25 protein-coding genes are annotated in these 22,612 nt (G+C 61.4%); 12 read left to right on the top strand and 13 right to left on the bottom strand.

Translation table 11 applies throughout. The features are described from left to right. The first annotated feature begins 32 nt into the window (after nucleotides 1–32). From BN1143_RS05230 to BN1143_RS05245, 4 genes are all read left to right on the top strand, one after another. Entirely contained in the window at nucleotides 33–1,172 is a 1,140-nt protein-coding gene (locus BN1143_RS05230) for an amidohydrolase/deacetylase family metallohydrolase (protein ID WP_042049871.1), read from the top strand. Then, entirely contained in the window at nucleotides 1,156–2,271 is a 1,116-nt protein-coding gene (locus BN1143_RS05235; RefSeq protein ID WP_042049872.1) for a DgaE family pyridoxal phosphate-dependent ammonia lyase, read from the top strand. The genes BN1143_RS05230 and BN1143_RS05235 overlap by 17 nt, the downstream gene beginning before the upstream one ends. After that, the gene (gene dagF / locus BN1143_RS05240; RefSeq protein WP_042049873.1) at nucleotides 2,271–3,011 is read left to right on the top strand and encodes a 2-dehydro-3-deoxy-phosphogluconate aldolase; all 741 of its coding nucleotides are present in this window, start codon (nucleotides 2,271–2,273) and stop codon (nucleotides 3,009–3,011) included. Before BN1143_RS05235 ends, dagF begins: the two co-directional genes overlap by 1 nt. A 103-nt stretch (nucleotides 3,012–3,114) precedes the next feature. Then, nucleotides 3,115–5,019, top strand: coding sequence for a BglG family transcription antiterminator (locus BN1143_RS05245; protein WP_010635931.1), 1,905 nt, complete (start codon nucleotides 3,115–3,117; stop codon nucleotides 5,017–5,019). 15 nt (nucleotides 5,020–5,034) lie between these two features. Here the strand turns inward: BN1143_RS05245 and npr are convergent, their stop codons facing one another. From npr to BN1143_RS05295, 10 genes are all read right to left on the bottom strand, one after another. Further along, complete coding sequence (gene npr / locus BN1143_RS05250) at nucleotides 5,035–5,307, bottom strand: PTS phosphocarrier protein NPr (RefSeq protein WP_005305943.1); 273 nt, start codon at nucleotides 5,305–5,307, stop codon at nucleotides 5,035–5,037. A 20-nt stretch (nucleotides 5,308–5,327) separates the two neighbouring features. Beyond that, complete coding sequence (rapZ, locus tag BN1143_RS05255) at nucleotides 5,328–6,194, bottom strand: RNase adapter RapZ (protein ID WP_005305946.1); 867 nt, start codon at nucleotides 6,192–6,194, stop codon at nucleotides 5,328–5,330. 42 nt (nucleotides 6,195–6,236) lie between these two features. Next, nucleotides 6,237–6,683, bottom strand: coding sequence for a PTS IIA-like nitrogen regulatory protein PtsN (gene ptsN / locus BN1143_RS05260; RefSeq protein ID WP_005305951.1), 447 nt, complete (start codon nucleotides 6,681–6,683; stop codon nucleotides 6,237–6,239). Nucleotides 6,684–6,685: 2 nt separating this feature from the next. Beyond that, on the bottom strand, nucleotides 6,686–6,973 hold the full coding sequence (gene hpf / locus BN1143_RS05265) for a ribosome hibernation promoting factor (protein ID WP_005305957.1): 288 nt from the start codon (nucleotides 6,971–6,973) through the stop codon (nucleotides 6,686–6,688). Nucleotides 6,974–6,994: 21 nt separating this feature from the next. After that, entirely contained in the window at nucleotides 6,995–8,434 is a 1,440-nt protein-coding gene (locus BN1143_RS05270; RefSeq protein WP_042049875.1) for an RNA polymerase factor sigma-54, read from the bottom strand. Between the two features lie 65 nt (nucleotides 8,435–8,499). Further along, a complete protein-coding gene (lptB, locus tag BN1143_RS05275) occupies nucleotides 8,500–9,225 on the bottom strand; it encodes an LPS export ABC transporter ATP-binding protein (RefSeq protein WP_005305964.1) in 726 nt (241 codons plus the stop codon). Between the two features lie 3 nt (nucleotides 9,226–9,228). After that, nucleotides 9,229–9,756, bottom strand: coding sequence for a lipopolysaccharide transport periplasmic protein LptA (lptA, locus tag BN1143_RS05280; RefSeq protein WP_010635928.1), 528 nt, complete (start codon nucleotides 9,754–9,756; stop codon nucleotides 9,229–9,231). Continuing rightward, on the bottom strand, nucleotides 9,743–10,303 hold the full coding sequence (lptC, locus tag BN1143_RS05285) for an LPS export ABC transporter periplasmic protein LptC (RefSeq protein ID WP_010635927.1): 561 nt from the start codon (nucleotides 10,301–10,303) through the stop codon (nucleotides 9,743–9,745). Before lptC ends, lptA begins: the two co-directional genes overlap by 14 nt. Beyond that, nucleotides 10,300–10,854 carry a 3-deoxy-manno-octulosonate-8-phosphatase KdsC gene (gene kdsC / locus BN1143_RS05290; protein WP_017766397.1) on the bottom strand — a complete coding sequence of 185 codons (555 nt, stop codon included), beginning with the start codon at nucleotides 10,852–10,854 and terminating at the stop codon, nucleotides 10,300–10,302. Before kdsC ends, lptC begins: the two co-directional genes overlap by 4 nt. Then, nucleotides 10,854–11,849 carry a KpsF/GutQ family sugar-phosphate isomerase gene (locus BN1143_RS05295; RefSeq protein WP_005305976.1) on the bottom strand — a complete coding sequence of 332 codons (996 nt, stop codon included), beginning with the start codon at nucleotides 11,847–11,849 and terminating at the stop codon, nucleotides 10,854–10,856. Before BN1143_RS05295 ends, kdsC begins: the two co-directional genes overlap by 1 nt. A 207-nt stretch (nucleotides 11,850–12,056) precedes the next feature. Between BN1143_RS05295 and mlaF the strand changes: the two genes are divergently transcribed. From mlaF to murA, 7 genes are read left to right on the top strand one after another with little or no spacing between them, the layout of a single operon-like run. Continuing rightward, nucleotides 12,057–12,857 carry a phospholipid ABC transporter ATP-binding protein MlaF gene (mlaF, locus tag BN1143_RS05300; protein ID WP_005305979.1) on the top strand — a complete coding sequence of 267 codons (801 nt, stop codon included), beginning with the start codon at nucleotides 12,057–12,059 and terminating at the stop codon, nucleotides 12,855–12,857. Next, nucleotides 12,857–13,636: a lipid asymmetry maintenance ABC transporter permease subunit MlaE gene (mlaE, locus tag BN1143_RS05305; RefSeq protein ID WP_005305981.1), complete on the top strand. Its 780-nt coding sequence runs from the start codon at nucleotides 12,857–12,859 to the stop codon at nucleotides 13,634–13,636. Before mlaF ends, mlaE begins: the two co-directional genes overlap by 1 nt. A gap of 7 nt (nucleotides 13,637–13,643) precedes the next feature. Then, nucleotides 13,644–14,135: an outer membrane lipid asymmetry maintenance protein MlaD gene (mlaD, locus tag BN1143_RS05310; RefSeq protein ID WP_005305985.1), complete on the top strand. Its 492-nt coding sequence runs from the start codon at nucleotides 13,644–13,646 to the stop codon at nucleotides 14,133–14,135. A 9-nt stretch (nucleotides 14,136–14,144) separates the two neighbouring features. Beyond that, nucleotides 14,145–14,777, top strand: coding sequence for a phospholipid-binding protein MlaC (gene mlaC, locus BN1143_RS05315; protein WP_005305988.1), 633 nt, complete (start codon nucleotides 14,145–14,147; stop codon nucleotides 14,775–14,777). After that, nucleotides 14,774–15,046: an STAS domain-containing protein gene (locus BN1143_RS05320; protein ID WP_005305991.1), complete on the top strand. Its 273-nt coding sequence runs from the start codon at nucleotides 14,774–14,776 to the stop codon at nucleotides 15,044–15,046. Before mlaC ends, BN1143_RS05320 begins: the two co-directional genes overlap by 4 nt. Next, nucleotides 15,046–15,303 (top strand): BolA family iron metabolism protein IbaG, encoded by a 258-nt coding sequence (gene ibaG / locus BN1143_RS05325; RefSeq protein ID WP_042049878.1) that lies wholly within the window; start codon nucleotides 15,046–15,048, stop codon nucleotides 15,301–15,303. The genes BN1143_RS05320 and ibaG overlap by 1 nt, the downstream gene beginning before the upstream one ends. Nucleotides 15,304–15,320: 17 nt before the next feature. Beyond that, nucleotides 15,321–16,577, top strand: coding sequence for a UDP-N-acetylglucosamine 1-carboxyvinyltransferase (gene murA / locus BN1143_RS05330; protein WP_017766394.1), 1,257 nt, complete (start codon nucleotides 15,321–15,323; stop codon nucleotides 16,575–16,577). Between the two features lie 79 nt (nucleotides 16,578–16,656). Here the strand turns inward: murA and pmbA are convergent, their stop codons facing one another. Then, nucleotides 16,657–18,000 (bottom strand): metalloprotease PmbA, encoded by a 1,344-nt coding sequence (gene pmbA / locus BN1143_RS05335; protein WP_042049879.1) that lies wholly within the window; start codon nucleotides 17,998–18,000, stop codon nucleotides 16,657–16,659. Between the two features lie 113 nt (nucleotides 18,001–18,113). Between pmbA and yjgA the strand changes: the two genes are divergently transcribed. Then, nucleotides 18,114–18,638, top strand: a complete 525-nt coding sequence (gene yjgA, locus BN1143_RS05340) for a ribosome biogenesis factor YjgA (protein WP_329272135.1) — start codon at nucleotides 18,114–18,116, stop codon at nucleotides 18,636–18,638. Nucleotides 18,639–18,723: 85 nt separating this feature from the next. Here the strand turns inward: yjgA and BN1143_RS05345 are convergent, their stop codons facing one another. Together BN1143_RS05345 and tmaR are read right to left on the bottom strand one after the other, a co-directional pair. Further along, nucleotides 18,724–21,807, bottom strand: coding sequence for a transglycosylase domain-containing protein (locus BN1143_RS05345; RefSeq protein ID WP_042049881.1), 3,084 nt, complete (start codon nucleotides 21,805–21,807; stop codon nucleotides 18,724–18,726). 216 nt (nucleotides 21,808–22,023) lie between these two features. Next, complete coding sequence (gene tmaR / locus BN1143_RS05350) at nucleotides 22,024–22,341, bottom strand: PTS system regulator TmaR (protein ID WP_005306016.1); 318 nt, start codon at nucleotides 22,339–22,341, stop codon at nucleotides 22,024–22,026. Nucleotides 22,342–22,612 lie beyond the last annotated feature (271 nt).

Genomic DNA, 22,612 nt, shown 5'->3' on the forward strand with positions numbered 1-22,612 from the left:
CCCTGCGGGGCGGCACGCTAGAGGCCATCAGCATGTACGACACGATCATCAGGGCGGGACGCCTGGGAAACGGGCAGCTCGTCGACATCGCCATCAAGAATGGCAAGATAGCGGCGCTGGGTTCGCTGCCAGAGAGCACTGAGGCGAAGCAAACCCTCACTCTGGCCGGACAGGTTCATGTGAGCGCCGGCTGGATCGACGGCCACACCCACTGCTACCCCGCGTCCCCCCTCTATCACGATGAGCCGGACAAGGTGGGGGTAGCGTCAGGTGTCACCACTGTCATCGACGCCGGCAGCACCGGGGCCGACGACGTGGATAACTTCCAGCGTCTCGCCGCTGGCTGCAAGACCCGGGTGCATGCCCTGCTCAACATCTCCCGTATCGGCCTGCTGCGCCAGAACGAGCTGGCCGACAGCCGGGACCTCGACATGGATCTCGCCTCGGCGGCCATTGCCCGCCACCCCGGCTTCATCGTCGGCATCAAGGCGCGGATGAGCGGCAGCGTGGTGGGCGAGAGCGGCCTGCAGCCGCTGCGCATGGCCAAGGCACTGCAACAGGCCCACGGCCGGCTGCCGCTGATGGTACACGTGGGCAACACGCCGCCGGATCTGGACGAGATCGTCGCCCTGCTGGGGGATGGCGATCTGCTGACCCACTGCTTCAACGGCAAGCCCAACCGCATCCTGACCCCGGCCGGCGAGCTGCGCCAGGCGGTGCGTGAGGCAATGCAGCGGGGCCTCTTGCTCGACATCGGCCACGGCGGCGCCAGCTTCAGCTTCGAGGTGGCGGAATTGGCCATTGCTCAGGGGATCCTGCCCCGCACCATCAGCTCCGATATCTACTGCAAGAACCGCATCAAGGGGCCGGTCTACAGCCTGGCCCACGTGATGTCGAAGTTTCTCGCCATCGGCATGACCCTGGAGCAGGTGCTGGCCTGCGTCACCCACCATGCTGCCGATGCCCTGCGCCTGTCCGGCAAGGGGCGACTCGAGGTGGGCGCCGCTGCCGATCTGACCCTGTTCGAGGTGATGAGCGGCCCCACCCTCTTTACCGATACCGAAGCCGGCGCCCGCAATGGCGATCGGCAGTTGCTGCCCCTCGCCGCCCTGGTCGGTGGTGAACTGGTTCTGACTCACTATGGGAAATCACACCATGTCTTCTGTGTATGAGAAATATCAGCTCAAACCGGTGATCAACGCCTCCGGGCGCATGACCATTCTCGGCGTCTCCACCCCCGAGCAGGAGGTGGTCGATGCGGTCAACTTCGGCCTCGGCCACTACTTCGAGGTCAAGGACCTGGTCAACAAGACCGGCGCCTACCTGGCGGGCTTGCTGGATGTGGAAGATGCGGTGGTGGTCTCCTGCGCCAGTGCCGGCATCGCCCAGTCGGTGGCCGCCGTGATCGTGCGCGGCGACCCCTACCGCCTCGAACAGTTGCACGCTCATGCCCACAATGTGCCGAGCGAAATCGTGCTGCCCAAGGGACACAACGTCAACTTCGGCGCCCCGGTCGGCACCATGGTCAACCTGGGTGGCGGCAAGGTGGTGGAGGCCGGCTACGCCAACGAGTGTTCTGCCGCCCAGCTGGCCGCCGCCATCAATGCCAATACCGCCGCCATCCTCTACATCAAGTCTCACCACTGCGTGCAGAAGAGCATTCTGTCGGTGGCCGAGGCAGCCGAGGTGGCCAAGGCCCACGGGCTCCCGCTCATCGTCGATGCGGCGGCCGAGGAGGAGCTGCGTCTCTACTACAACCTGGGGGCCGATCTGGTCATCTACAGCGGTGCCAAGGCCATCGAAGGGCCCACCAGCGGGCTGGTACTCGGCAAGCGTCAGTACGTGGAGTGGGTCAAGCAGCAGGCCAACGGCATCGGCCGAGCCATGAAGGTGGGCAAGGAGGGGATCCTCGGCCTCACCCACGCCATCGAGCGCTACCTGGCCAAAGAGAAGGAGAGCGGCGCCGCCATGGTCGCCAAGATGACCCCCTTCATCGAGCGGCTCAACCAGCTGTCCGGTGTCACCGCCAAGGTGGTATGGGACAGTGCGGGGCGCGACATCGCCCGCACCGATATCGCCTTCGACCACCAGCAGATCGGCATGACCACAGTGCAGGTCGTCGCCCGTCTGCAGCAGGGCACGCCTGCCATCTACTGCCGCGGCTACAAGGCCAACGAGGGGCACATCGAGATCGACGTGCGCAGCGTCACCCTGCCCCAGCTCGACCAGATCCATGCCGCCATTGCCCACCTCGTTCAGGAGAACAACTGATGTCTCTTACTCCCAATTACTACCACGATCGGGTCTGCCTCAACGTGCTGGCCGGCTCCCGACAGAATGCCGTCGACATTTATGAGGCTGCCGAGGGCCACGTGCTGGTCGGTGTGCTCTCCAAGAACTACCCGGATGTGCCCTCCGCCGTCGCTGACATGCAGGCCTACGCCAAGCTAATCGACAACGCCCTCTCCATCGGACTGGGGGCCGGCGATCCGCGCCAGTCCGCCATGGTGGCCGAGCTGGCTCGCCAGCTGCAGCCCCAGCATGTCAACCAGGTGTTCACCGGGGTCGGCGCCAGCCGGGCGCTGCTCGGCCAATCGCAAACGCTGGTGAATGGGCTGATCTCCCCTACCGGTACGCCGGGCATGGTGAAGATCTCCACAGGCCCGCTCAGCGCCGGGCAGCCGGACGGGATTGTCCCCATCGATACCGCCATCGCCCTGCTCAAGGACATGGGTGGCAGCTCGGTCAAGTTCTTCCCCATGGGCGGGCTGACCTGCCGCACCGAGTATCAGGCAGTGGCCGAGGCCTGTGCGCGGCACGGTTTCTGGCTGGAGCCCACCGGCGGCATCGATCTCGACAACTTCGAGGAGATAGTGCGAATTGCGCTGGATGCCGGCGTCGAGAAGGTGATCCCCCACATCTACAGCTCCATCATCGACAGCGCAAGCGGTCAGACCCGTCCCGAGGACGTGCGGACCCTGCTGGCCACGGTGAAGCGGCTGCTGGCCTGATCGCCCTCAGGCACCGGTCCGATCACTGGCCGGTGCCTGGCTTGTCATTGACTCGCTTGTTAACATCGATTTTCTATTCCGCGACAGGAGTCCGATCCCCCTCATGACCAAGCTGTCCCACCCCAGACTCCAGCAACTGCTCACCCTGCTCCACGCCGAACCGCTGCCGCAGGAGGAGCTGGCCCGCCGCCTCAACGTCTCCACCCGTACCGTGCGCACCGACGTGGCGACCCTCAACGAGATCATCGCCACCCGGGGCGCCCACCTGATCCACCAGCGCGGCAGCGGCTATCAGCTCAAGATCTACAATCAGGAGCTGTTCGCGGCACTGCTGGCGGCCCAGGAGCAGGAGAGCGGATTGCCTCGCACAAGCCGTGAGCGGGTGCTGCACCTGCAGATCCTGTTGTTGACGGCGGAGCAGGGCATCAAGCTCGACGAACTGGCGGACACCTGGTATCTGAGCCGGGCGGCGCTGCAGGGGGACATGGCGGAGGTGCGGGAGCGGCTCGCCCACTTCGACCTCGCCATCGACAGCAAGCCCAGGCAGGGGATGCGGATCCAGGGGGGAGAGACGGCCATCCGCGCCTGTCTCACCCAGCTGCTCTATCAGGAACTACTGCACAGCAACCCGCTGCAGAGCCTGCTGCCCAACCTCTGTCCTAGCAAGACGCTGGAGGTAGTGGGCAATCACATCCACGAGCAACTCGGCCGCCACCAGTTGCGCCTGGCCGACGAGAGCCTGCAGCAGCTCGCCATCTACTGCGCCGTCGCCCTACTGCGCCAGGCCGCGGGCCACGAGCTGCGCCAATTCACCAGCGAGGATCTCACGGCGCCGCTGCTGGCGGTCGCCCACGACATCTATGGCGAGCTGCCGACCCTGACCCCGCCGGGGGAGGAGGAGATAGCCTGCCTCGCCATCCAGATCCAGGCCCGCCTCACCGCCGATTCCCCCCAGCTCAGCCCGGCCATGGCGGCCGAGAGCGAACAACTGGTGGAGCATCTGCTGGCCTACATCCACCAGCACTACCCCTATGACCTGCGCGGCGACCTGCAACTGCGGGCCGACCTGCAGACCCATATCAGTGCCATGCTGCTGCGGGTCAAATACCAGATTGGCAGCCACAATCCGCTGGCAGACCATATCAAGCAGTATTACCCCCTCGCCTACGACATCACGCTGGCGGCCATTTCAGAGTGGATCAAGCAGACCCCTTACCGGCTGACCCACCACGAGATAGGCTATCTGGTGATCCATATCGGGGTCGGACTGGAGCGTCACTACGACATCGGTTACACCCGCCGCCCCCAGGCGCTGCTGTTGTGCGATGCGGGCAACGCCACCTTCCGGGTGCTGGAGGCCCGCATCAAGCGGGAATATCCCCAGCTGCAGTTGACCACGCTGGAGTCGGTGCGGGATTACGAAGGGCTGGCGCGAGTCGAGCAGGATTTCGTGATCAGCACCGTCAAGGTGAGCGACAAGAACGTGCCCGTGGTGCAGGTCGCTCCCTTCCCGACCCAGTACCAGCTGGAGCAGCTCGGCAAGCTGGTGCTGGTCGATCGCACCCGCCCTTACCTGCTCGACAAGTACTTCGATGCCGACCACTTCATGGTGGTCAGCGAACCGCTCAGCCAGGGGGCGCTGTTTGATCGCATCTGCAGCCAGCTGGAGGCGGAGGATCTGGTGGAGAGCGGCTTTCGGGGATCCTTGCAGGAGCGGGAGCGGATCGTCTCCACCCTGCTGGGGGACGGCATCGCCCTGCCCCACTCCCTCGGCCTGCTGGCGCGCCGCACCCTGGTCTATACCGTGCTGGCCCCGCAGGGGATCGACTGGGGCAACGGCGAGAGCGCAACCCTCGTCTTCGTGCTGGCCATCGCCAAGGCCGACTATGAGGAGGCGATGGGGCTCTACGACCTGTTCCTGGCGTTGATGAACGAAAAAGCCAGCAGAAATCTGCTGGCTTGTCGGGACTTTGCCGCCTTCAAGGCGCTGGCACGCAGCGCACCTTGAGCATGAAGGGGTCGGCTACTCCTCGTTGAAACCCGAGGTGAACAGCGCCACCACGGCGGCCAGGGCCTCCACTTCCTCGGGCCCCTCCACCTGGACTTCCACCTGCTTGCCCTGGGCGGAGTCCAGCATCAACAGGCCGATCACGCTGTCCGCGTCGGCCTCGACTCCCTCTTCGTTGCGCAGCAACACGTGGGCATCGAACCCCTGCACCAGCTCGAACAGCATCATGGCCGGTCTGGCATGCATGCCCAGTTTGTTTTTCACTTCCACCGAGGCTGAGACGGTCATCTGATCTTCCTATTGGTCCATCAAAATTGCGGCGCACTCTTGTCAAGGGTGCGGTGGCGGATCTGGACGTTCTTGCCCAGCAGGCGGAAGGCGCCGGCCAGCTGCTCGGCAATGAATACCGATCTGTGCTGACCACCGGTACAGCCAATCCCGACCGTCACATAGCTGCGATTGTTGCGCTCCAGGTGGGGCAACCAGGTCGCCAGCATGTTCTCGATCTGCAGGATGAACTGCATCACGTCGGGCTGGCTGGAGAGGTAGCGGGCTACAGGTTCATCCTTGCCGGTAAACGGCTTGAGCTCCGGGATCCAGTGCGGATTGGGCAGGAAGCGGGCGTCGAACACAAAGTCGGCATCCTTGGGAATGCCGTACTTGAAGCCGAACGACTCGAACACCAGCACCAGCTCGTTCTCCTTCTTGCCGAGCACCCGGGTCTTGATGAGCTCGCTCAGGTCGTGAATGCTGAGGTTGGTGGTATCGATGCGCAGGTCGGCTGTCGAGGAGAGCGGCGCCAGCAGGTGGGTCTCTTCCCGGATCGCCTCGTCGAGCGACAGCTTGTTGCGCGACAGGGGGTGCAGCCGGCGGCTCTCGCCGTAACGCTTGAGCAGGGTGGAGTTTTCCGCATCGAAGAAGAAGCTCGTGAACTCCACTCGCCCCTCGTTGCGAACCTGAGCCAGCAGGGTTTCCAGCTTGTCGGAACTCGCCGGCAGGTTGCGCACGTCGATGCTGACCGCCAGCTTGTCATACTGGCTCTCGACCGAGACGATCAACTGGGGCAGCAGGTTGACCGGCAGGTTATCCACGCAGTAATAACCAAGATCCTCCAGCACACGCAGGGCAACTGTCTTGCCCGAGCCGGAGCGCCCACTCACCACTATTAATTGCATCTTGTTCCCTCACCGCTTGGCGTCATTGCAAGGGCCTGCATCTCAGGCCGATGTCATGATCTGATAGAGTTCTTCATCGCTGGTTGCCTGGCGCAACTGGCGGCATACCGCCTTGTCGCCCAGTTTGGATGCCATCAGGGAAAGGGTCTTGAGGTGCTGCTTGCACTCGCTTTCCGGCACCAGCAGGGCAAACAGCAGGTCAACCGGTTGATTGTCGATGGAATCGAAGGGGATAGGCTCTGCGAAGGTCATCAGGATCGCGGTCGGCGGAAACTCGTCGCCGATCCGGCCGTGGGGAATGGCGATACCGGCTCCGATCCCGGTACTGCCCATCTTTTCTCGCGCCAGCAGGCACTCGAAGAGTACCTGACGAGAGGTCCCCAGGCGCTCAGCGGCTAACTCGCTGATGATCTCCAGGGCGCGTTTCTTGCTGGTACAAGGGACCGCACTTTTGGTGCAGTCCCGACTCAGTATGTGTTCAAGTTGCATGGTTATTTTTGGTTTAACTTATCTTTGTGCTTGATGATCTGCCGATCCAGCTTGTCCAGCAGGGTATCAATCGCCGCATACATGTCAGCATGCTGCGAGTTGGCGAACACCTCACCCCCGCTGACATGCAGCTTGGCTTCGGCGATCTGGTTCAGTTTTTCTACGCTCAACACCACATGAACATTGTTGATGTGGTCAAAGTGACGCTCGAGTTTGGCAAATTTGTTGTTCACATAATCACGCAGAGCTTCGGTGATCTCGACATGGTGTCCGGTCAGGTTGATTTGCATAACGTCTTCCTTTTGTTTTGCCTAAACCAGGCGTTTGCGCTGATTGGATGGCGGGATCAACAAGGATTCACGGTACTTTGCGATCGTGCGTCTCGCCACCATAATACCCTGTTCGGCCAGCAAATCCGCGATCTTGCTATCACTTAGCGGCTTGGCGGGATTCTCCGCCGTGACCAGCTTCTTGATGAGCGCGCGAATTGCGGTCGATGAGCACTCTCCTCCTCCCTCGGTGTTCACATGGCTGGAGAAAAAAAACTTCAGTTCGAAGATGCCGCGCGGCGTGTGCATGTACTTCTGGGTGGTCACCCGCGAGATGGTCGACTCGTGCATCTCCACCGCTTCGGCGATGTCGTTGAGCACCATGGGTTTCATGGCCTCTTCACCGTATTCGAAGAAGCCCTGCTGCTGCTCGACGATGCAGCTGGCCACCTTGAGCAGGGTGTCGTTGCGACTCTCCAGACTCTTGATGAACCACTTGGCTTCCTGCAGGTGGGAGCGGATGAACTGGGTATCCTGACTGGTGCGGGCCTGTCTGGCCATGGCGGCATAGGTTTCGTTGACCCGGATGCGCGGGGCCGAGTCAGGGTTGAGCTCGACCACCCACTTGTTGCCCTTCTTGACCACGGAAACATCCGGGATCACGTACTGGGATTCGCTCTGGATGACGCCGTTGCCGGGCCGCGGCTCCAGCTGCTGGATGAGATCCAGCACCTCCTTGAGGTCGTTCTCCTTCAGCTTGGTCTTGCGGGCCAGGGTGCGGTAATCGCGGTTGCCGAGCAGATCCATGTGCTCGAGGATCACCTCCCTGGCTTCGTTGAGCCAGGGCAAGTCAGGGGAGTACTGGCCCAGCTGGATCAGCAGGCACTCCTGCACCGAGCGGGCGGCGATGCCGACCGGATCGAAATGCTGCACCCGCTTGAGCACGGCCTCCACTTCATCGAGTTCCACCTCGACATCCTCGCTGCTCACCGCCGTCTGAATATCCTCAAGCGACACCGTCAGGTAACCGGATTCGTCGATGGCATCTATGATGGCGAGGGCGATGGCGGCATCCACATCGCTGAACGGGGTCAAGCGCATCTGCCACAACAGGTAGTCCTGCAGGTTCTCGGTGGTCTCACCCTGATAGATGCTGTCTTCCCCGTCATGGATGGGGCCTGCGCTCTGGGCTGTGCCGGCCGAGTAGACCTCTTCCCAGGTGGTATCCACCGGCAGTTCGTCCGGCATCTGGTCCTGGGCCATGGCATCGCTGGAATCGAGCTGGCTGACGTCCACCTGGTCGACCGGGCTGGTCTCCTGAATGTCGTTTTCCTCTTGCTCCAGCAAGGGGTTGTTGTCGAGCGCTTGCTGAATTTCCTGCTGGAGTTCCAGAGTGGAGAGCTGGAGCAGACGAATCGCTTGTTGTAATTGCGGCGTCATGGTCAGGGACTGACCGAGACGCAACTGTAATGTCGGCTTCATCTACGTCGGGATATCCTTATGGTCAGCGAGGCAGTGGTCACAGGAAATGAAGAGATGCCCCCTTACTATAGACTGAATTGATCGCCCAAATAGACGCGCTTGACCTGCTCATCGGCGAGTATTTCCGCCGGTGCACCTTCGGCAATCATCTTGCCGTGGCTGACGATATAGGCCTTCTCACATACGTCCAGAGTCTCTCTGACGTTGTGGTCGGTGATCAAGACGCCCAGGCCTCTATCTTTGAGGTGCTGGATGATCTTCTTGATGTCTATCACAGAAATGGGGTCTACCCCGGCAAAAGGTTCATCCAGCAGGATAAAACGCGGCTCCGCCGCCAGCGCACGGGCAATCTCGACCCGGCGTCGCTCACCGCCCGACAGGCTCTGGCCCAGGCTGTCGCGGATATGGGTGATGTTGAACTCTTCCAGCAGTTGCTGGACCTTGTCCTCCCGCTCCTCGCGGCTCAATCCCTTGCGGGTCTGCATGACCCCCATCAGGTTGTCGAACACCGACAGGCGCCGGAAGATGGAAGCCTCCTGCGGCAGATAGCCGATGCCGTTGCGAGCACGGATATGCATGGGTTGCAGGCTGATGTCCTGATCATCGATGGTGATGAGACCGGCATCGCTCTGCACCAGTCCCACGATCATGTAGAAGGAGGTGGTCTTGCCGGCACCGTTCGGGCCGAGCAGGCCAACGATCTGGCCGGTGCCCACTTCCAGGCTCACATCGCTGACCACCATGCGGCGCTTGTAGCTCTTTTGCAGGCCGGCTGCTTTCAACACTGCCATGGTTTATTTTCCCTGCTTCTTCTGATCGGCCGGCTTGTCGAAACTCTCGACCTGATCCGGCAGGAACACCGTCTTGACCCTCTGGTTCGGGGTCTTGCTCTCGGCAACCATCTTCTGTTTGACGATGTCGTAGCGAATGAGATCGCCATTGACCTGGCTGTCTTCCTGCTTGAGCTGGCCATCGCCGGTAATGGTCACCAGCCGGTTCTTCAGCTCATAGCGGATGCTGTTGCCGTGGGCATTGACCGGCTTGCCGTTGTCCAGGATCTGGAAGAAGGTGGCTGGCTTGCCATAGGCCGTCATCACCTCGGCCCCCTTCTCGCCGGAGCGGATCACCACTACCTTGTCGGCCTTGATCTTGATGGAGCCCTGAGTGATGGTCACATCCTGCTCGAAGGTGATGCGGTTGTCCTGCAGCTCGGCCACCTGCTTGACCGCGTCCACATAGACCTTCTCGGCAAAGTCGGACTCTTTGGCGCTCACGGTGCCGCACAGCAGCAAGGCCGCGAGGGCCAGATTAGCGTTTTTCATTGAAATAGATGGCATGGCCCTGATCCAGTAATTCGAAATATTTGCGTTCCAGATGACCCTTCAGGCCAACGCCCTCGGTCTGGAAGTCCTTACCCACTATGCTGACCTGCTGATTGCTTCTCACGTTCTGGGTCACCAGATCCAGCTCCAGATAGGGGGTATCCAGCGTGGAGATGAAGGAGGTGGGCAGCAGACCGTCCAGATGCACCTTGTCCCGCAGGATCACGTTGTCATCGGTGTTGAGCACCCCGGTCTCGGCGTTGACCTTCCATTCGGCCTCGCCCTGCTTGTCGAACATGTAGACCACCGGCTTGTCGAAGGTGGCCTGTTCCAGGATCTGGTAATACTCCGCATAGCGGGACTCCAGTCGCTCGGTACGCAGCCCCTCGGCGTTGAAGCGGGTCGTCACCAGATTCTTGGCGGTGAAGTCCGGCTGATAATTTTCCACCTTGGTGGTCGGCTCCGGCGCCAGCTCGATATCGCCGAGTTGCCAGGCCGCCAGCGCCACCAGAAACAGCAGGGCGAACAACAGGGTCTGTCTGCTCATACCGAGGCCTCAGGCTGATAATCACCCAGCCCCTGGGCCTGCAGGATGAGATCGCACACCTCGCGCACCGCCCCCACACCGCCGGCCAGCCGGGTCACCATGTCGGCGCGCGCCAGCACCAGCGGATGGGCATCGGCCACGGCAATGCCGAGGCCGCAGGCCTGCATCACCGGCAGATCGATGGTGTCATCCCCCATGTAGGCTGCTTGCGATGCATCCAGCCCCAGCTTGGCCAGCAGCGCCTCGAAGTGGGGCAGCTTCTGATCCGCCCCCTGCACCAGGTGCTGCACCCCCAGGCTCTTCATCCGATCGCTGACGATGCGGGAGTTGCGCCCGGTGATGATGGCAATCTCGATCCCGGCATTGAGCAGTGCCCGCATGCCGGCGCCGTCGCGAGTGCAGAAGGTTTTCAGCTCTTCGCCGTCATTTCCCATGTAGATGAGGCCGTTGGAGAGCACCCCGTCCACATCGCACACCAGCAGGCGGATCTGCGCCGCCTGATCAAACTGGCTGCGCGTCACCGGACCATAGAGGGTCGGTACGTTTTGCATCAAATTACTCCGGCTTTCAGCAGGTCGTGCATGTTGAAGGCCCCCAGCGGGCGCTTGTCGCCATCCACGACCAGTAATCCGTTGATCTTTCTGGTTTCCATCAGCTTGACGGCCTCGGCCGCCATCATCTCTGGTCCCACGGTAACACAGTTCACCGTCATGACGCGGCTGATCGGGGTGTGATGGATATCCACCTGCAGATCCAGAATGCGGCGCAGGTCGCCATCGGTAAACAGGCCGGCCAGCACGCCGTTGCCATCAACTACCGCCGTCATGCCGAGTCCCTTGCGGCTCACTTCCAGCAGTGCCTGGCTGATGGTGGCATCTATCCCCACCTGGGGCAACAGCTCGCCGCTGTGCATCAGATCGCCGACTCGCAGCAGCAAGCGCTTGCCGAGCGACCCGCCCGGGTGAGAGAGAGCAAAATCGTCGGCGGTAAAACCGCGGGCTTCCAGCAGGGCCACCGCCAGCGCATCGCCCATCACCAGGGTCGCGGTGGTACTGGAGGTCGGCGCCAGCCCCAGCGGGCAGGCTTCCTTCTCCACCTTGATGCACAGGTGCACGTTGGCTTCTTTTGCCATGGTGGAGGCCGGGTTGCCGGTCATGCAGATGAGCGGAATGCCGCGGCGCTTGAGTACCGGCAGCAGGGCCAGGATCTCGTCGCTCTCACCGGAGTTGGAGATGGCGATGATGAGATCGCCGCCGGAGATCATCCCCAGATCGCCGTGGCTGGCTTCACCCGGGTGCAGGAAGAAGGCGGGAGTGCCGGTGCTGGCCAGGGTCGCAGCTATCTTGCTTCCGACATGACCTGACTTGCCCATGCCGGTGACCACTATCTTGCCACTGCAACGCAGTATCATCTCGCACGCCTGATCGAAGGCATCGTTCAGGTACTGGTAGAGTCCATCAATCGCTTGTTTCTCGATGTCCAGCACGGTACGGGCGCTGCGACGAAAATCGAACAGTTCAGACACTTTTTCAGACTTTACAGACATAAAGGCACAGCTCCGGGCTGAAATTTGCTGCGGGATTATAAAAAAGTCTGTCGAGATAAGCGAATCGGATACTTATTGGGCGTAAAAGAGAGACAATTGGTTACAAAAAACTGTCGCGCGTCTGGATGGGCAGACTGTTCAATAGTTGTTCCTTGCTGTTGCTTAGACCTAGACTAGCCCATAAAATTCGCTCTTCATTTACACCGGATGGACAATTGTTTGAACGATGACCTGATCACCATCTCCGACCTGACCTTCAGTCACGGAGATCGGCTGTTATACGACGGGATAAACCTGACCATTCCCCGTGGCAAGGTCACTGCGGTCATGGGCCCCAGCGGCATCGGCAAGACCACCTTGCTGCGGTTGATCGGCGGCCAGCTCAAGCCCGAGTCCGGTCATATCCTGTTTGACGGGGAAGATATCCCCACCCTCTCCCGCTCGCGCCTGTACGAAGTGCGCAAGCGGATGAGCATGCTGTTTCAGAGCGGCGCCTTGTTTACCGGCATGACGGTATACGACAACGTGGCCTTCCCGCTGCGCGAGCACTCCGGCCTGCCCGAGGAGCTGATCCACACCATCGTAATGATGAAGCTGCAGGCGGTGGGTCTGCGCGGCGCAGCAAAGCTGATGCCCTCCGAGCTCTCCGGCGGCATGGCCAGGCGCGCGGCGCTGGCCCGTTCCATCGCGCTGGATCCGGACCTCATCATGTATGACGAGCCGTTCGTCGGCCAGGATCCCATCACCATGGCGGTGCTGGTGAAGCTCATCAAGGATATGAACGATGCCCTCGGCATCACCTCCGTCATCGTCACCCACGACGTGAAGGAGGTGCTGAGCATCGCCGACTACGCCTATATCATCGCCAACCGCAAGGTGGTGGCGCACGGCACGCCGGCCCAGCTGCGCGAGGAGCACAATCCCGAGGTCGAGCAGTTCCTGAAGGGACTGCCCGACGGTCCTGTTCCGTTTCATTTTCCGGCAGGCGAGCTGCTACAGGATCTCTGATGTTGACAAGCCAGGTAAGCAAACTGGGGCGAAGCGGGGTGCGGTTCATCAGCGCCATCGGCCGCGCCACTATCATGTTGTTTCACGCGTTGGCGGGCAAACCCGCGCCGCGCAAGCACTTTCCGCTGCTGGTACAGCAGCTCTATGTGGTCGGGGTGCAGTCGGTCGCCATCATTCTGGTGTCGGGCCTGTTCATCGGCATGGTGCTCTCGCTGCAGGGCTACAACGTCCTGAAGGACTTTGGCGCCGAGCAGAGCCTGGGCCCGCTGGTCTCCCTCTCCCTGCTGCGGGAGCTGGGTCCGGTGGTGACCGCTCTGCTGTTTGCCGGTCGTGCGGGCTCCGCCCTCACCGCCGAGATCGGTCTGATGAAGGCCACCGAGCAGCTCTCGAGCCTCGAGATGATGGCGGTGGATCCGCTGCGTCGGGTGGTGGCGCCGCGTTTCTGGGCCGGGGTCATCAGCATGCCGCTGCTGGCCTTCATGTTCAGCCTGATCGGCATCTTCGGCGGCAAGCTGGTCGGGGTGGACTGGCTGGGGGTCGATGAGGGGGGGTTCTGGTCCGCCATGCAGGCTTCCGTCGACTGGCAGGATGACATCATGCAGGGCGCCATCAAGAGCCTGATCTTCGCCCTGGTGGTCACCTGGATTGCGCTCTTTAACGGTTATGATGCCAAGCCGACTTCGGCCGGGATCAGTCAGGCCACGACCCGTACCGTGGTCCACTCCTCCCTGGCCGTGCTCGGCCTGGATTTTATACTCACCGCAGTCATGTTTGGATAAGGTAAAGATGAAGTTCAGCAAAGTAGAATTCCTGGTTGGCACCTTCATGCTGGCCGGCATCGGTGCCATTCTGGCATTGGCACTGCAAGTGGCCGGTTTGAGTTTCAAACCGGAAGGAGAAACCTATACCCTGCGCGCCCATTTCGATAATATCGGCGGCCTGAAAGTACGCTCTCCGGTCAAGGTGGGCGGCGTGGTGGTCGGTCGGGTCAGCGACATCAGCCTGGATGCCAAGAGCCAGGTTCCGGTCGTCTCCCTGCAGATGCAGAAGAGCGCCGGCGAGTTCTCCGAGACCAGCACCCTCTCCATCCTGACCTCAGGCCTGCTGGGTGAGCAGTACATCGGCCTGGTACCCGGTTTTACCGATGAGGAGATGGGCACCAGCATGCTCAAGGATGGCGACATGATTGAAGACACCAAATCCGCCATTGTGCTGGAAGACCTGATTGGCAAATTCCTCTACAGCCAGTCTTCCGACACCAAGTCAGACAGCAAGTAAGGAGTAACCATGTTCAAGAAGATCGCCCTGTTGCTGGGCCTGATGACCAGCATGCTGTTTTCCCTGACCGCGCAAGCCACCGACGCCACCGACCCCTACGCCCTGGTGGATCAGGCTGCCAAGCAGACCTTCGCTCGCCTGAAATCCGATCAGGCCCAGGTGAAGAGCAACCCGGATCACCTGCGGGTGATCATCCGCGAAGAGCTGCTGCCCTACGTGGACAACCGCTTCGCCGCCTACAAGGTGCTCGGCAACCAGATCAAGCAGACCACCCCGGCCCAGCGTGACGCCTTCGTCGAGGTGTTCACCGAGTACATGGTGAGCTCCTACGCCGACGCCCTGGCCCATTTCGACAAGCAGACCGTCAAGGTCGAGCCGGGCAAGGCCGCCGGTGACAGCAACATCACCGCCGTCAACGTCAGCGTGAAAGAGGCCGGCAAGCCGGATATCTTCCTCGAGTTCAAGCTGCGCAAGAACAACAAGACCGGCGAATGGAAAGCCTTCGACATGGTCGCCGAGGGGATCAGCCTGCTCTCTGCCAAACAGAACGAGCTGGGTGGCCTCATTCGCCAGAACGGCATCGATGCGGTGATCGCCCAGCTGCGCGCCCACAATGCCAAGCCGCTGGTGCTCAAGTCATGAGACTGAGCGGCGAGCTGCAGGCGGCTCAGGTGATTGAGCTGTGGCAACGGCGGGCTGACTGGTGGCAGGAAGATCTGCTCGAGCTCGGCGACGTGACCACGCTGGATTCCGCCGGGCTGGCCCTGCTGGTCAAATGGGCCAAAGCCGCTCTGGCACGAGGCGCCACACCGCAACTGGTGGGTGCCTCCGCTGATTTCTATACCCTGGCCAACCTCTACGGAGTGGCCGGATTGTTTCAATCAACCCCGCTCACAACTGAGGACGCATAATGCAAGTCTCTGAAATTGAAGCGATACTCCTCGAGGCTCTGCCATTGTCCGAAGTCCATGTCAAAGGGGATGGCAGTCACTACCAAGTGATCGCCGTCGGTGACATGTTTGACGGCATGAGCCGGGTCAAGAAGCAGCAGGCCATCTATGCCCCGCTGATGGACAAGATCGCCAGCAACACCATTCACGCACTCTCCATCAAGGCCTTTACCGATGCCGAGTGGAAACGCGAACGTAAATTTCTACTGCCCTCCTGATTTGGTATCAAACGTAAATGGACAAATTCAAGATCGATGGTCGTTGTACTCTCAACGGCGAAGTGACCATCTCTGGCGCCAAGAACGCCGCTCTGCCGATCCTGTTCGCCACCCTGCTGTGTGACGAGGAGATCCACCTCTCCAACGTGCCGCGTCTGAAAGACGTGGGGACCACCATCAAGCTGCTGGAGATGCTGGGCGCCACCACCAAGGTGAACGGCAACGTGACCGTGCTGACCGGGGCCGTGAACAACCACGTCGCCCCCTACGAGCTGGTGAAGACCATGCGCGCCTCCATCCTGGCGCTGGGCCCGCTGGCAGCCCGTTTTGGCGCGGCTGACGTCTCCCTGCCCGGCGGCTGCGCCATCGGTGCCCGTCCGGTCAACCTGCACGTGCACGGTCTGGAGCTGATGGGCGCCAAGATCGTCATCGAGGAGGGTTACATCAAGGCCCGCGTCGACGGTCGCCTGAAGGGTGCCCACATCCTGATGGACATGGTCTCCGTCACCGGTACCGAAAACCTGATGATGGCCGCCACCCTGGCTGACGGCCGCACCGTGATCGAAAACGCCGCGCGCGAGCCGGAAGTGGTCGATCTGGCCCACTTCCTCAACGCGCTGGGCGCCAAGATCCAGGGCGCTGGCACCGACACCCTGATCATCGACGGCGTCGAGCGTCTGCACGGTGGCAGCTACAGCGTGCAACCGGATCGTATCGAAACCGGTACCTTCCTGGTGGGCGCCGCGGTCACCGGCGGCAAGATCACCTGCCGCAACACCGACCCGACCCTGCTGGAAGCGGTTCTGGTCAAGCTGGAAGAGGCCGGTGCCCTGATTGAGAAGGGTGAAGACTGGATCTCCCTCGACATGACCGGTCGCACCCTCAAGCCGGTCACCATCAAGACCGCCCCCTACCCAGCCTTCCCGACCGACATGCAGGCCCAGTTCACCGTGCTGAACGCGGTGGCCAAGGGCACCGGCATGGTCACCGAGACCATCTTCGAGAACCGCTTCATGCACGTACCCGAGCTGGTACGGATGGGCGCCGACATCGAACTGCAGGGCAACGTGGCCATCTGCCGCGACACCGAGCAGCTCAAGGGTGCCCAGGTGATGGCAACCGATCTGCGCGCCTCCGCCAGTCTGGTGCTGGCCGGCTTCGTCGCCGAAGGCTCCACCATAGTCGATCGCATCTACCACATCGACCGTGGCTACGAAGACATCGAGCAGAAGCTGCAAGGCCTCGGCGGCCGCATCGAGCGCATCAAGGGCTGATTGCCGCCCCTGCGCACGCCGATACAAAAAGGCCCCTCGCATAGCGAGGGGCCTTTTTCATGAGCGCGGATCGGCTGGGTCAGTGTCCCGCCAGCTTCATGCTCTCGATCAGCACCGAGCCGGTCTTGAGGCTGGAGCGCTCATCTTCGTCGCTACCCACCGCCACGATATGGCTGAACATCTCGGCCAGATTGCCGGCGATGGTGATCTCTTCGACCGGATAGGCTATCTCGCCGTTCTCCACCCAGAAACCGGCAGCGCCGCGGGAGTAATCGCCATTGACGATATTGACCCCCTGCCCCATCAGTTCGGTCACTAGCAGGCCGGTGCCCATCTCCTTGAGCATGCCATTGAAATCCTGGCCGGTGCTGGAAACCTGCCAGTTGTGGATGCCGCCGGCGTGGCCCGTGCTGGTAAGCCCCAGCTTGCGGGCGGAGTAGGAGGTAAGCAGCCAGCTCATCAGCTCGCCATTGCGCACTATGTCCATGTCGCGGGTGAGCACCCCTTCCCCATCGAACGGGGTACTGGCGAGCCCCCCCAGCAGGTGGGGGAATTCCTGGATGGTGAGCCATTCGGGCAGGATCTGCTTGCCCAGCTTGTCCAGCAGGAAGCTCGACTTGCGGTAGAGGTTGCCGCCGCTGATGGCCATCACCAGATGACCCCAGAGACCAGCCGCCGTATCGGGATGGAACAGCACGGGTGCATGGCGGGTGGCGATCTTGCGGGCACCGAGGCGGGAGACGGTGCGCTCCACCGCCTCATCGGCAATGCGCTGCGGGCTCCAGAGGCCCTCCAGGGTACGACTGGAGGAGTAGCCGTAATCACGCTGCATGTCGCCGTCCTGCTCGCCGATCAGCACGCAGCTCAGGGAGTTGCGCGAGGCGGCATAGCCTTTGACGAAGCCGCGACTGTTGCCATAGACCTTGATGCCAAGGTGGCTGGAGAAACCTGCGCCGTCGGAGTGCTTGATGCGGGCATCGCGCCCCAGCGCCAACCGCTCGCACTCGGTGGCCAGCTCGATGCCATATTGGGGATCCAGCGCGACCGGGTGGCACAGCTGCAGATCCGGGGCGTTCCAGGCCAGCAAATCTGCATCCGCCAGACCGGCACACTCGTCAGGGGAGGTATGGCGCGCAATCTCCATGGCCGCTTCCACGGCGGCGCGAATGGCTGACGGGCTCAGATCCGTGGTGGACGAGGATCCCTTGCAGCCATCACGATAGACGGCGATGCCGAGCGCGCCATCCTTGTTGAATTCGATGCTTTCCAGTTCACAACCGCGGGTGTTGACCGACAGCCCGGTCTGTTTGCTGATGGAGACTTCGGCCAGCGAGGCGCCCAGTCCCTTGGCGATATCCAGGGCCTCGGCAACCACGGCCTCGAGATGGGCTTGATCCTGGCGGATTTGGTCTTGCTGATCCATAACTCACATCTGTATGAAGGAAGGAAAGGGGCTAAGCATATCAGACCCCTGCGCCCAGCGGGAGAAGCTGGTAACATATCCGCCAAACGTGAATGACAGGAATCAAGAGACCGATGAGTCAATATCAAGACGACAACGAGTGGGAAGACTGGGGCCCCAGCAAGAGCCAGCTCAAGCGTGATGCCGAGGCGCTGCAGAAGATGGGGGAAGAGATCGTCTCCCTCAGCCACAGCGAACTGGAGAAGATCCCGCTGGATGAGGAGCTGGCCGAAGCAGTCGAGCTGGGCCGCAAGCTCAAGCCGAAGAAGGACGAGTCTTTCCGTCGCCACCTGCAGTTCATCGGCCGGTTGATGCGCAGCCGCGATGTGGAGCCCATCGTCGAGGCGCTCTCCATCATCAAGAATCGCCACTCCACCGTCAACGCCCGCCTGCATCGACTGGAACAGTGGCGCGAACGGCTGATCAGCGAAGGCGACAGCGCCCTCAACGAGCTGATGTCCCAGTTCCACGAGCTGGACCGCCAGAAGCTGCGCCAGCTGATCCGCTCCGCCAACAAGGAGCGGGAGCTGAACAAGCCGCCGGTGGCCTATCGCGAGATGTACCAGTATCTGCGCGGCGAGATCGAAGATCTACTGTAAGTGATGACTCACGTTCGCCGACAGGCGGCGGTCAACACAAAATGAAACGGGGCCTATACGGCCCCGTTTTTCATGGCGTGAAGGGTCAGTTACCCGCTACGCACTGGGTGTGGGTTTCCGGTTGCAGATAGGGCATCAGCAGCGGCGCCATCCCCTTGAGCACCTGTACCGGCAGGGCCGAGGTGAAGCGGAACTTGTCGGACTGGCTGCCAGGCACATAGGCCGTCAGGGTACCGAAGTGATCATCCCCGATGTAGAAGACGAAGGTCGCGGTCCGGTTGCGGGCCAGCGAGCTGGTCACGTTGCCGTAGCGGCCCACCGTCTCGATCCGGTTGTCACCGGTCCCCGTCTTGCCCCCCATCTGCAGCACTGTGCCGTCCGGCAGGGCGAAGGCACCGGCGATGCGCCTGGCGGTGCCCCCTTCCACCACCTTCGACAACGCATTGCGCAGGGCGGTGGCCACTTCGACCGGCAATACCCGGGTCCCCTCGGTCTGCGCCGGCGTGAACTCTGTCTCGAACGGCGTGCCCTTGGCAAACGAGAGGTGCTCGATACGCAGGGTCGGCGCGCGGATGCCGCCATTCTGGATGATCCCCATCAGCTCGGCCAACGCGGCAGGACGGTCGCCCGAGCTGCCCAGCGCGGTCGCCAGCGACGGCACCAGGTGATCGAACGGATAGCCCAGTCTGGCCCAGCGCTGATGGATATCGAGGAAGGCCTCGACCTCCAGCATGGTGCGGATCCGGCTGTCGCGGGCGCTGCGGTGCCGGGTCTTGAACAGCCAGCTGTAGACCTCTTGGCGCTCGTCCCGGCTCGCCTCGACGGCATCGGCGAAGGTCGCCTTGTCAAACTCCTTGAGATAGGAGAGCAGCCACAGCTCCAGCGGGTGTACCCGGGCGATATAGCCCTGATCCGGCAGCGAATACTTGCCAGGACCATAGCTGGTGTAGAGCTGTTCGATGCGCCGCTCGCTCAGTTTCTCCCGCGGCAGGTGCTTGGCCAGGAAGGCCGCGAAGGTCTCCTGCGAGGCATCCGGCATCAGGTAGCGGTGTACGGCGGCAAGGCGCACCGCGCTGGGCTTGAGACCATCCAGGAAGGTGTCGAGCTGCTCCTCCGGAGTCTTGCCACGGTATTTGCGCCAGAAGCGCAGCAGATAGGTCTGTCCCTCCTTGTCTGCAAACTTGGCCAGATATTCGGTGCGACGCGGATCCTTGTCATCCTTGAGCAGCTGGGCGCGGTTGCCCTCCCGGTAGAGGCTGTAGCGAACGATATCGCGCATCAAGCGTACGAACGGCAGGTTGATGGACTCACGCAGGGCATCGCGAATGGCCGGAATGCGGCCGTTGTCTTCGCGCCGGAAGTTGTTGAAGGTGTGCATGCCGCCACCGGTGAAGAACCCCTCGTTCGGGCTGGCGGAATACTTGCGATCCAGCGCAGCCTCCAGCATCAGGGGCAGGCTCTTGTCCTTGGCAGTCATCAGGTAAGAGACGGCCCAGCGGCTGATGTTGTCCTGATCCGACACCTCAATCTTGCGCAGGCTCTCGGCCGACATGCCGGCATAACTGTCGTGCAGCTCGGAGACGATCTCCAGATAGGTGGTCAGCACCCGCAGCTTGGCGGTAGAGCCCAACTCCAGCTTGCTGCCCTCGTTGATGTCGAACGGCTGATCCGTGTTGTCGGTCTGCACCCGCACCTTGAAGCCTTGCGGCGATTTTTCGAACAGGGTGAAGCTGTACTTCACATCCCCCGTCTTCTCCGGCGAGAGCAGGCGCTCACCAAACAGGCCGACCTGAGCGGCAAACGTCGGATCAGCCAACTGTTGCAGGTAATGGGAAACCTCGTTTTGCAGCGGCATGTTGAGGCTGGTGTCGGCCGTCAGATCGAGCCGGTCCAGATCGTAGAGCTGCACCCCGAGCTGACGGCTGAGACGGGTACGGGCAACCTGCAACCCCTTGTTGTTGTTGACCTTGGTCACCGCGGGGGACTGCAGGAAGTCACGGAAGGTGATCCTGGCCTTCAGCGCAGCCTCCATCAGCGGCGGCGTGATCATCCCTTCCTGCACGAACAAACGCAGATAGCTGTCGGTCAGAGTGGCCAGAGCCTCTCGTCCCTGAGCCAGGTAATAGGAGGGGCGGCGATGGGCAATCATCAACGAAACCACCTGACGCAGTGCCAGCCCCTGCTCCGCCAGCGAGGCATCCTGGTTGCGAGCGGGATCCAGCAACCGGTTCACCTCGTCAACATTGGCACCGAACCAGACCCAGAGGCCATCACCCAGACCGTGCACCTCGCCATAACCGGGGGCTGCCGAGAGTGGCACCGAGTTGAGGTAGGCCCAGGCAACCAGCTTGCGTGCCTCCAGGGTCTCCGGCCCAAGCCGGTAAGCCCGCACACTGGCGGACGCCATCTGGCGGATCTTCTCGGTGGGGGAGAGCGTCAGGCCATCCGGCGAGTGGCGGTATTTCTCGACCTGGGTCGCCAGGGTACTGCCGCCGGCCGACTGATCCTGCATATCCAGCGCCTTGCCCACCTGGGACATGGCCGCCTTGGCAAAACGGGGCCAGTCCACGGCCGGGTTGGCCAGCGGATGTTCGTTGCTGAGCAGATCGCGGTTCTCGATGAACAGCAGCGACTGGATCACCAGCGGCGGGATGGAGGCAAAGTCCGGATAATAGTGGGTCGGATACTTGAACTGATAGAAGGGTTCCGCCCGGCAGTCATGCAGGGTCAGGCCGGCCTGGACCTTCTCGGTATAGGGGACGAAGAAGCCGCGGCTGGCGTAGTCATACAAGGCATCGGAGAAATGCACCTGCTCGCTGACCTGGTAGCCGCGCTGCAGCAGACGCTCCTGCATCATGGGCAGCAGCACATAACCCAGCCGCTTGTCGAAAGGGCCATCCTCGGGGAAGGCAATCTGCTTGCTAAGACCGGGCTCGACCTGATAGGTCAGCTTGGCGGCATAGCGGGAGATCTCCTGCGACTGCAGGCGCGACGTCTGCATCTCATAGCCCACCAGAGCAATCACGGCGGCCAGGCATAGCAAAAAGAGAAAGCAGAACAGCCAGCGCCACCAGGGACGACGCTTGCGCTTGTACTTCCCGTCCGCGCTTGGGACAGATGAATCCTGATATGCCACTTTGTTCAAATCCGTCTGTTCTGATGCGCCCATATCAGCCCCACCATGGTTGCGCAATTTATTGTGTTTCACTCAAGCTTAGTCGTTTCAAGTCAATGGCTTGAAATCTATTGACCGCTTTGTAGTGATGGTAACAGGGCGATCATGAAAAGGGGAGCCGATTGTTGCAGAGCGGCGAGAGATCCGAGCTGATGACAGAAAGCAAAACACCGGCCATGGGCCGGTGTTTTGGGAGAATAATGAGCGAGCTTACTTGCTGGAGCTCATCGCCTTGAGCTTGGAGCTCAGGTCTTTACGCTCCTTGGAAAGCTCGGCGTTTTTGATGATGTGATCATCCACCCGCTCTTCATAGTCGGCACGCATGTTGGCGATGATGGCCTGAACCTCATCGATGCTCATGCCCGGCTTGATGTAATCGCTCAGGTTGTCGAGCAGCAACACCCGCTTCTGGTTGTCACGGATCTTCTTCTCATTGTCTGCAATTTCACGCTTGAGCTTGTTCTGACGACGAGACATACGCACATATTCCAGTACATCGCTGAAGGTGGACTTGTTTACTTGTTCCATATCGATACCACTGACGTAAGGTTGATAAAAGCAGGCCAAGTTGCATCCGTACAGAGAAACGAGCATGAGAGAGTACGGGCCAACCCAAGATGCCCTTTACTCTACCGAGTTATGAAGCAGATACAACCCTAATTGCAGCTCTGGCGCCGGGTTTCGGCAGAGGAGAGTCGAGTGGAGAATAAGGAGTGAGGCAGGCACTGATCATGCATCGAAGAACAGCGGTCAAATACGAATCAAGCCGAATTTCAGGTAATAAAAAAGCCCGCTCAGA

The sequence above is a fragment of the Aeromonas dhakensis genome (assembly GCF_000820305.1).
Taxonomy (GTDB): domain Bacteria; phylum Pseudomonadota; class Gammaproteobacteria; order Enterobacterales; family Aeromonadaceae; genus Aeromonas; species Aeromonas dhakensis.

What these genes read in the sequence shown, in the direction of transcription:
- rapZ (WP_005305946.1), bottom strand. Translation starts at nt 6,194, where the DNA reads ATGCAATTAATAGTGGTGAGTGGGCGCTCCGGCTCGGGCAAGACAGTT.
- murA (WP_017766394.1), top strand. Translation starts at nt 15,321, where the DNA reads ATGGACAAATTCAAGATCGATGGTCGTTGTACTCTCAACGGCGAAGTG.
- BN1143_RS05230 (WP_042049871.1), top strand. Translation starts at nt 33, where the DNA reads ATGTACGACACGATCATCAGGGCGGGACGCCTGGGAAACGGGCAGCTC.
- ptsN (WP_005305951.1), bottom strand. Translation starts at nt 6,683, where the DNA reads ATGCAACTTGAACACATACTGAGTCGGGACTGCACCAAAAGTGCGGTC.
- yjgA (WP_329272135.1), top strand. Translation starts at nt 18,114, where the DNA reads ATGAGTCAATATCAAGACGACAACGAGTGGGAAGACTGGGGCCCCAGC.
- ibaG (WP_042049878.1), top strand. Translation starts at nt 15,046, where the DNA reads ATGCAAGTCTCTGAAATTGAAGCGATACTCCTCGAGGCTCTGCCATTG.
- mlaE (WP_005305981.1), top strand. Translation starts at nt 12,857, where the DNA reads ATGTTGACAAGCCAGGTAAGCAAACTGGGGCGAAGCGGGGTGCGGTTC.
- mlaF (WP_005305979.1), top strand. Translation starts at nt 12,057, where the DNA reads ATGGACAATTGTTTGAACGATGACCTGATCACCATCTCCGACCTGACC.
- kdsC (WP_017766397.1), bottom strand. Translation starts at nt 10,854, where the DNA reads ATGCAAAACGTACCGACCCTCTATGGTCCGGTGACGCGCAGCCAGTTT.
- hpf (WP_005305957.1), bottom strand. Translation starts at nt 6,973, where the DNA reads ATGCAAATCAACCTGACCGGACACCATGTCGAGATCACCGAAGCTCTG.
- BN1143_RS05345 (WP_042049881.1), bottom strand. Translation starts at nt 21,807, where the DNA reads ATGGGCGCATCAGAACAGACGGATTTGAACAAAGTGGCATATCAGGAT.
- tmaR (WP_005306016.1), bottom strand. Translation starts at nt 22,341, where the DNA reads ATGGAACAAGTAAACAAGTCCACCTTCAGCGATGTACTGGAATATGTG.
- mlaD (WP_005305985.1), top strand. Translation starts at nt 13,644, where the DNA reads ATGAAGTTCAGCAAAGTAGAATTCCTGGTTGGCACCTTCATGCTGGCC.
- BN1143_RS05270 (WP_042049875.1), bottom strand. Translation starts at nt 8,434, where the DNA reads ATGAAGCCGACATTACAGTTGCGTCTCGGTCAGTCCCTGACCATGACG.
- mlaC (WP_005305988.1), top strand. Translation starts at nt 14,145, where the DNA reads ATGTTCAAGAAGATCGCCCTGTTGCTGGGCCTGATGACCAGCATGCTG.
- lptC (WP_010635927.1), bottom strand. Translation starts at nt 10,303, where the DNA reads ATGAGCAGACAGACCCTGTTGTTCGCCCTGCTGTTTCTGGTGGCGCTG.
- BN1143_RS05320 (WP_005305991.1), top strand. Translation starts at nt 14,774, where the DNA reads ATGAGACTGAGCGGCGAGCTGCAGGCGGCTCAGGTGATTGAGCTGTGG.
- BN1143_RS05245 (WP_010635931.1), top strand. Translation starts at nt 3,115, where the DNA reads ATGACCAAGCTGTCCCACCCCAGACTCCAGCAACTGCTCACCCTGCTC.
- npr (WP_005305943.1), bottom strand. Translation starts at nt 5,307, where the DNA reads ATGACCGTCTCAGCCTCGGTGGAAGTGAAAAACAAACTGGGCATGCAT.
- dagF (WP_042049873.1), top strand. Translation starts at nt 2,271, where the DNA reads ATGTCTCTTACTCCCAATTACTACCACGATCGGGTCTGCCTCAACGTG.
- lptB (WP_005305964.1), bottom strand. Translation starts at nt 9,225, where the DNA reads ATGGCAGTGTTGAAAGCAGCCGGCCTGCAAAAGAGCTACAAGCGCCGC.
- pmbA (WP_042049879.1), bottom strand. Translation starts at nt 18,000, where the DNA reads ATGGATCAGCAAGACCAAATCCGCCAGGATCAAGCCCATCTCGAGGCC.
- BN1143_RS05235 (WP_042049872.1), top strand. Translation starts at nt 1,156, where the DNA reads ATGTCTTCTGTGTATGAGAAATATCAGCTCAAACCGGTGATCAACGCC.
- lptA (WP_010635928.1), bottom strand. Translation starts at nt 9,756, where the DNA reads ATGAAAAACGCTAATCTGGCCCTCGCGGCCTTGCTGCTGTGCGGCACC.
- BN1143_RS05295 (WP_005305976.1), bottom strand. Translation starts at nt 11,849, where the DNA reads ATGTCTGTAAAGTCTGAAAAAGTGTCTGAACTGTTCGATTTTCGTCGC.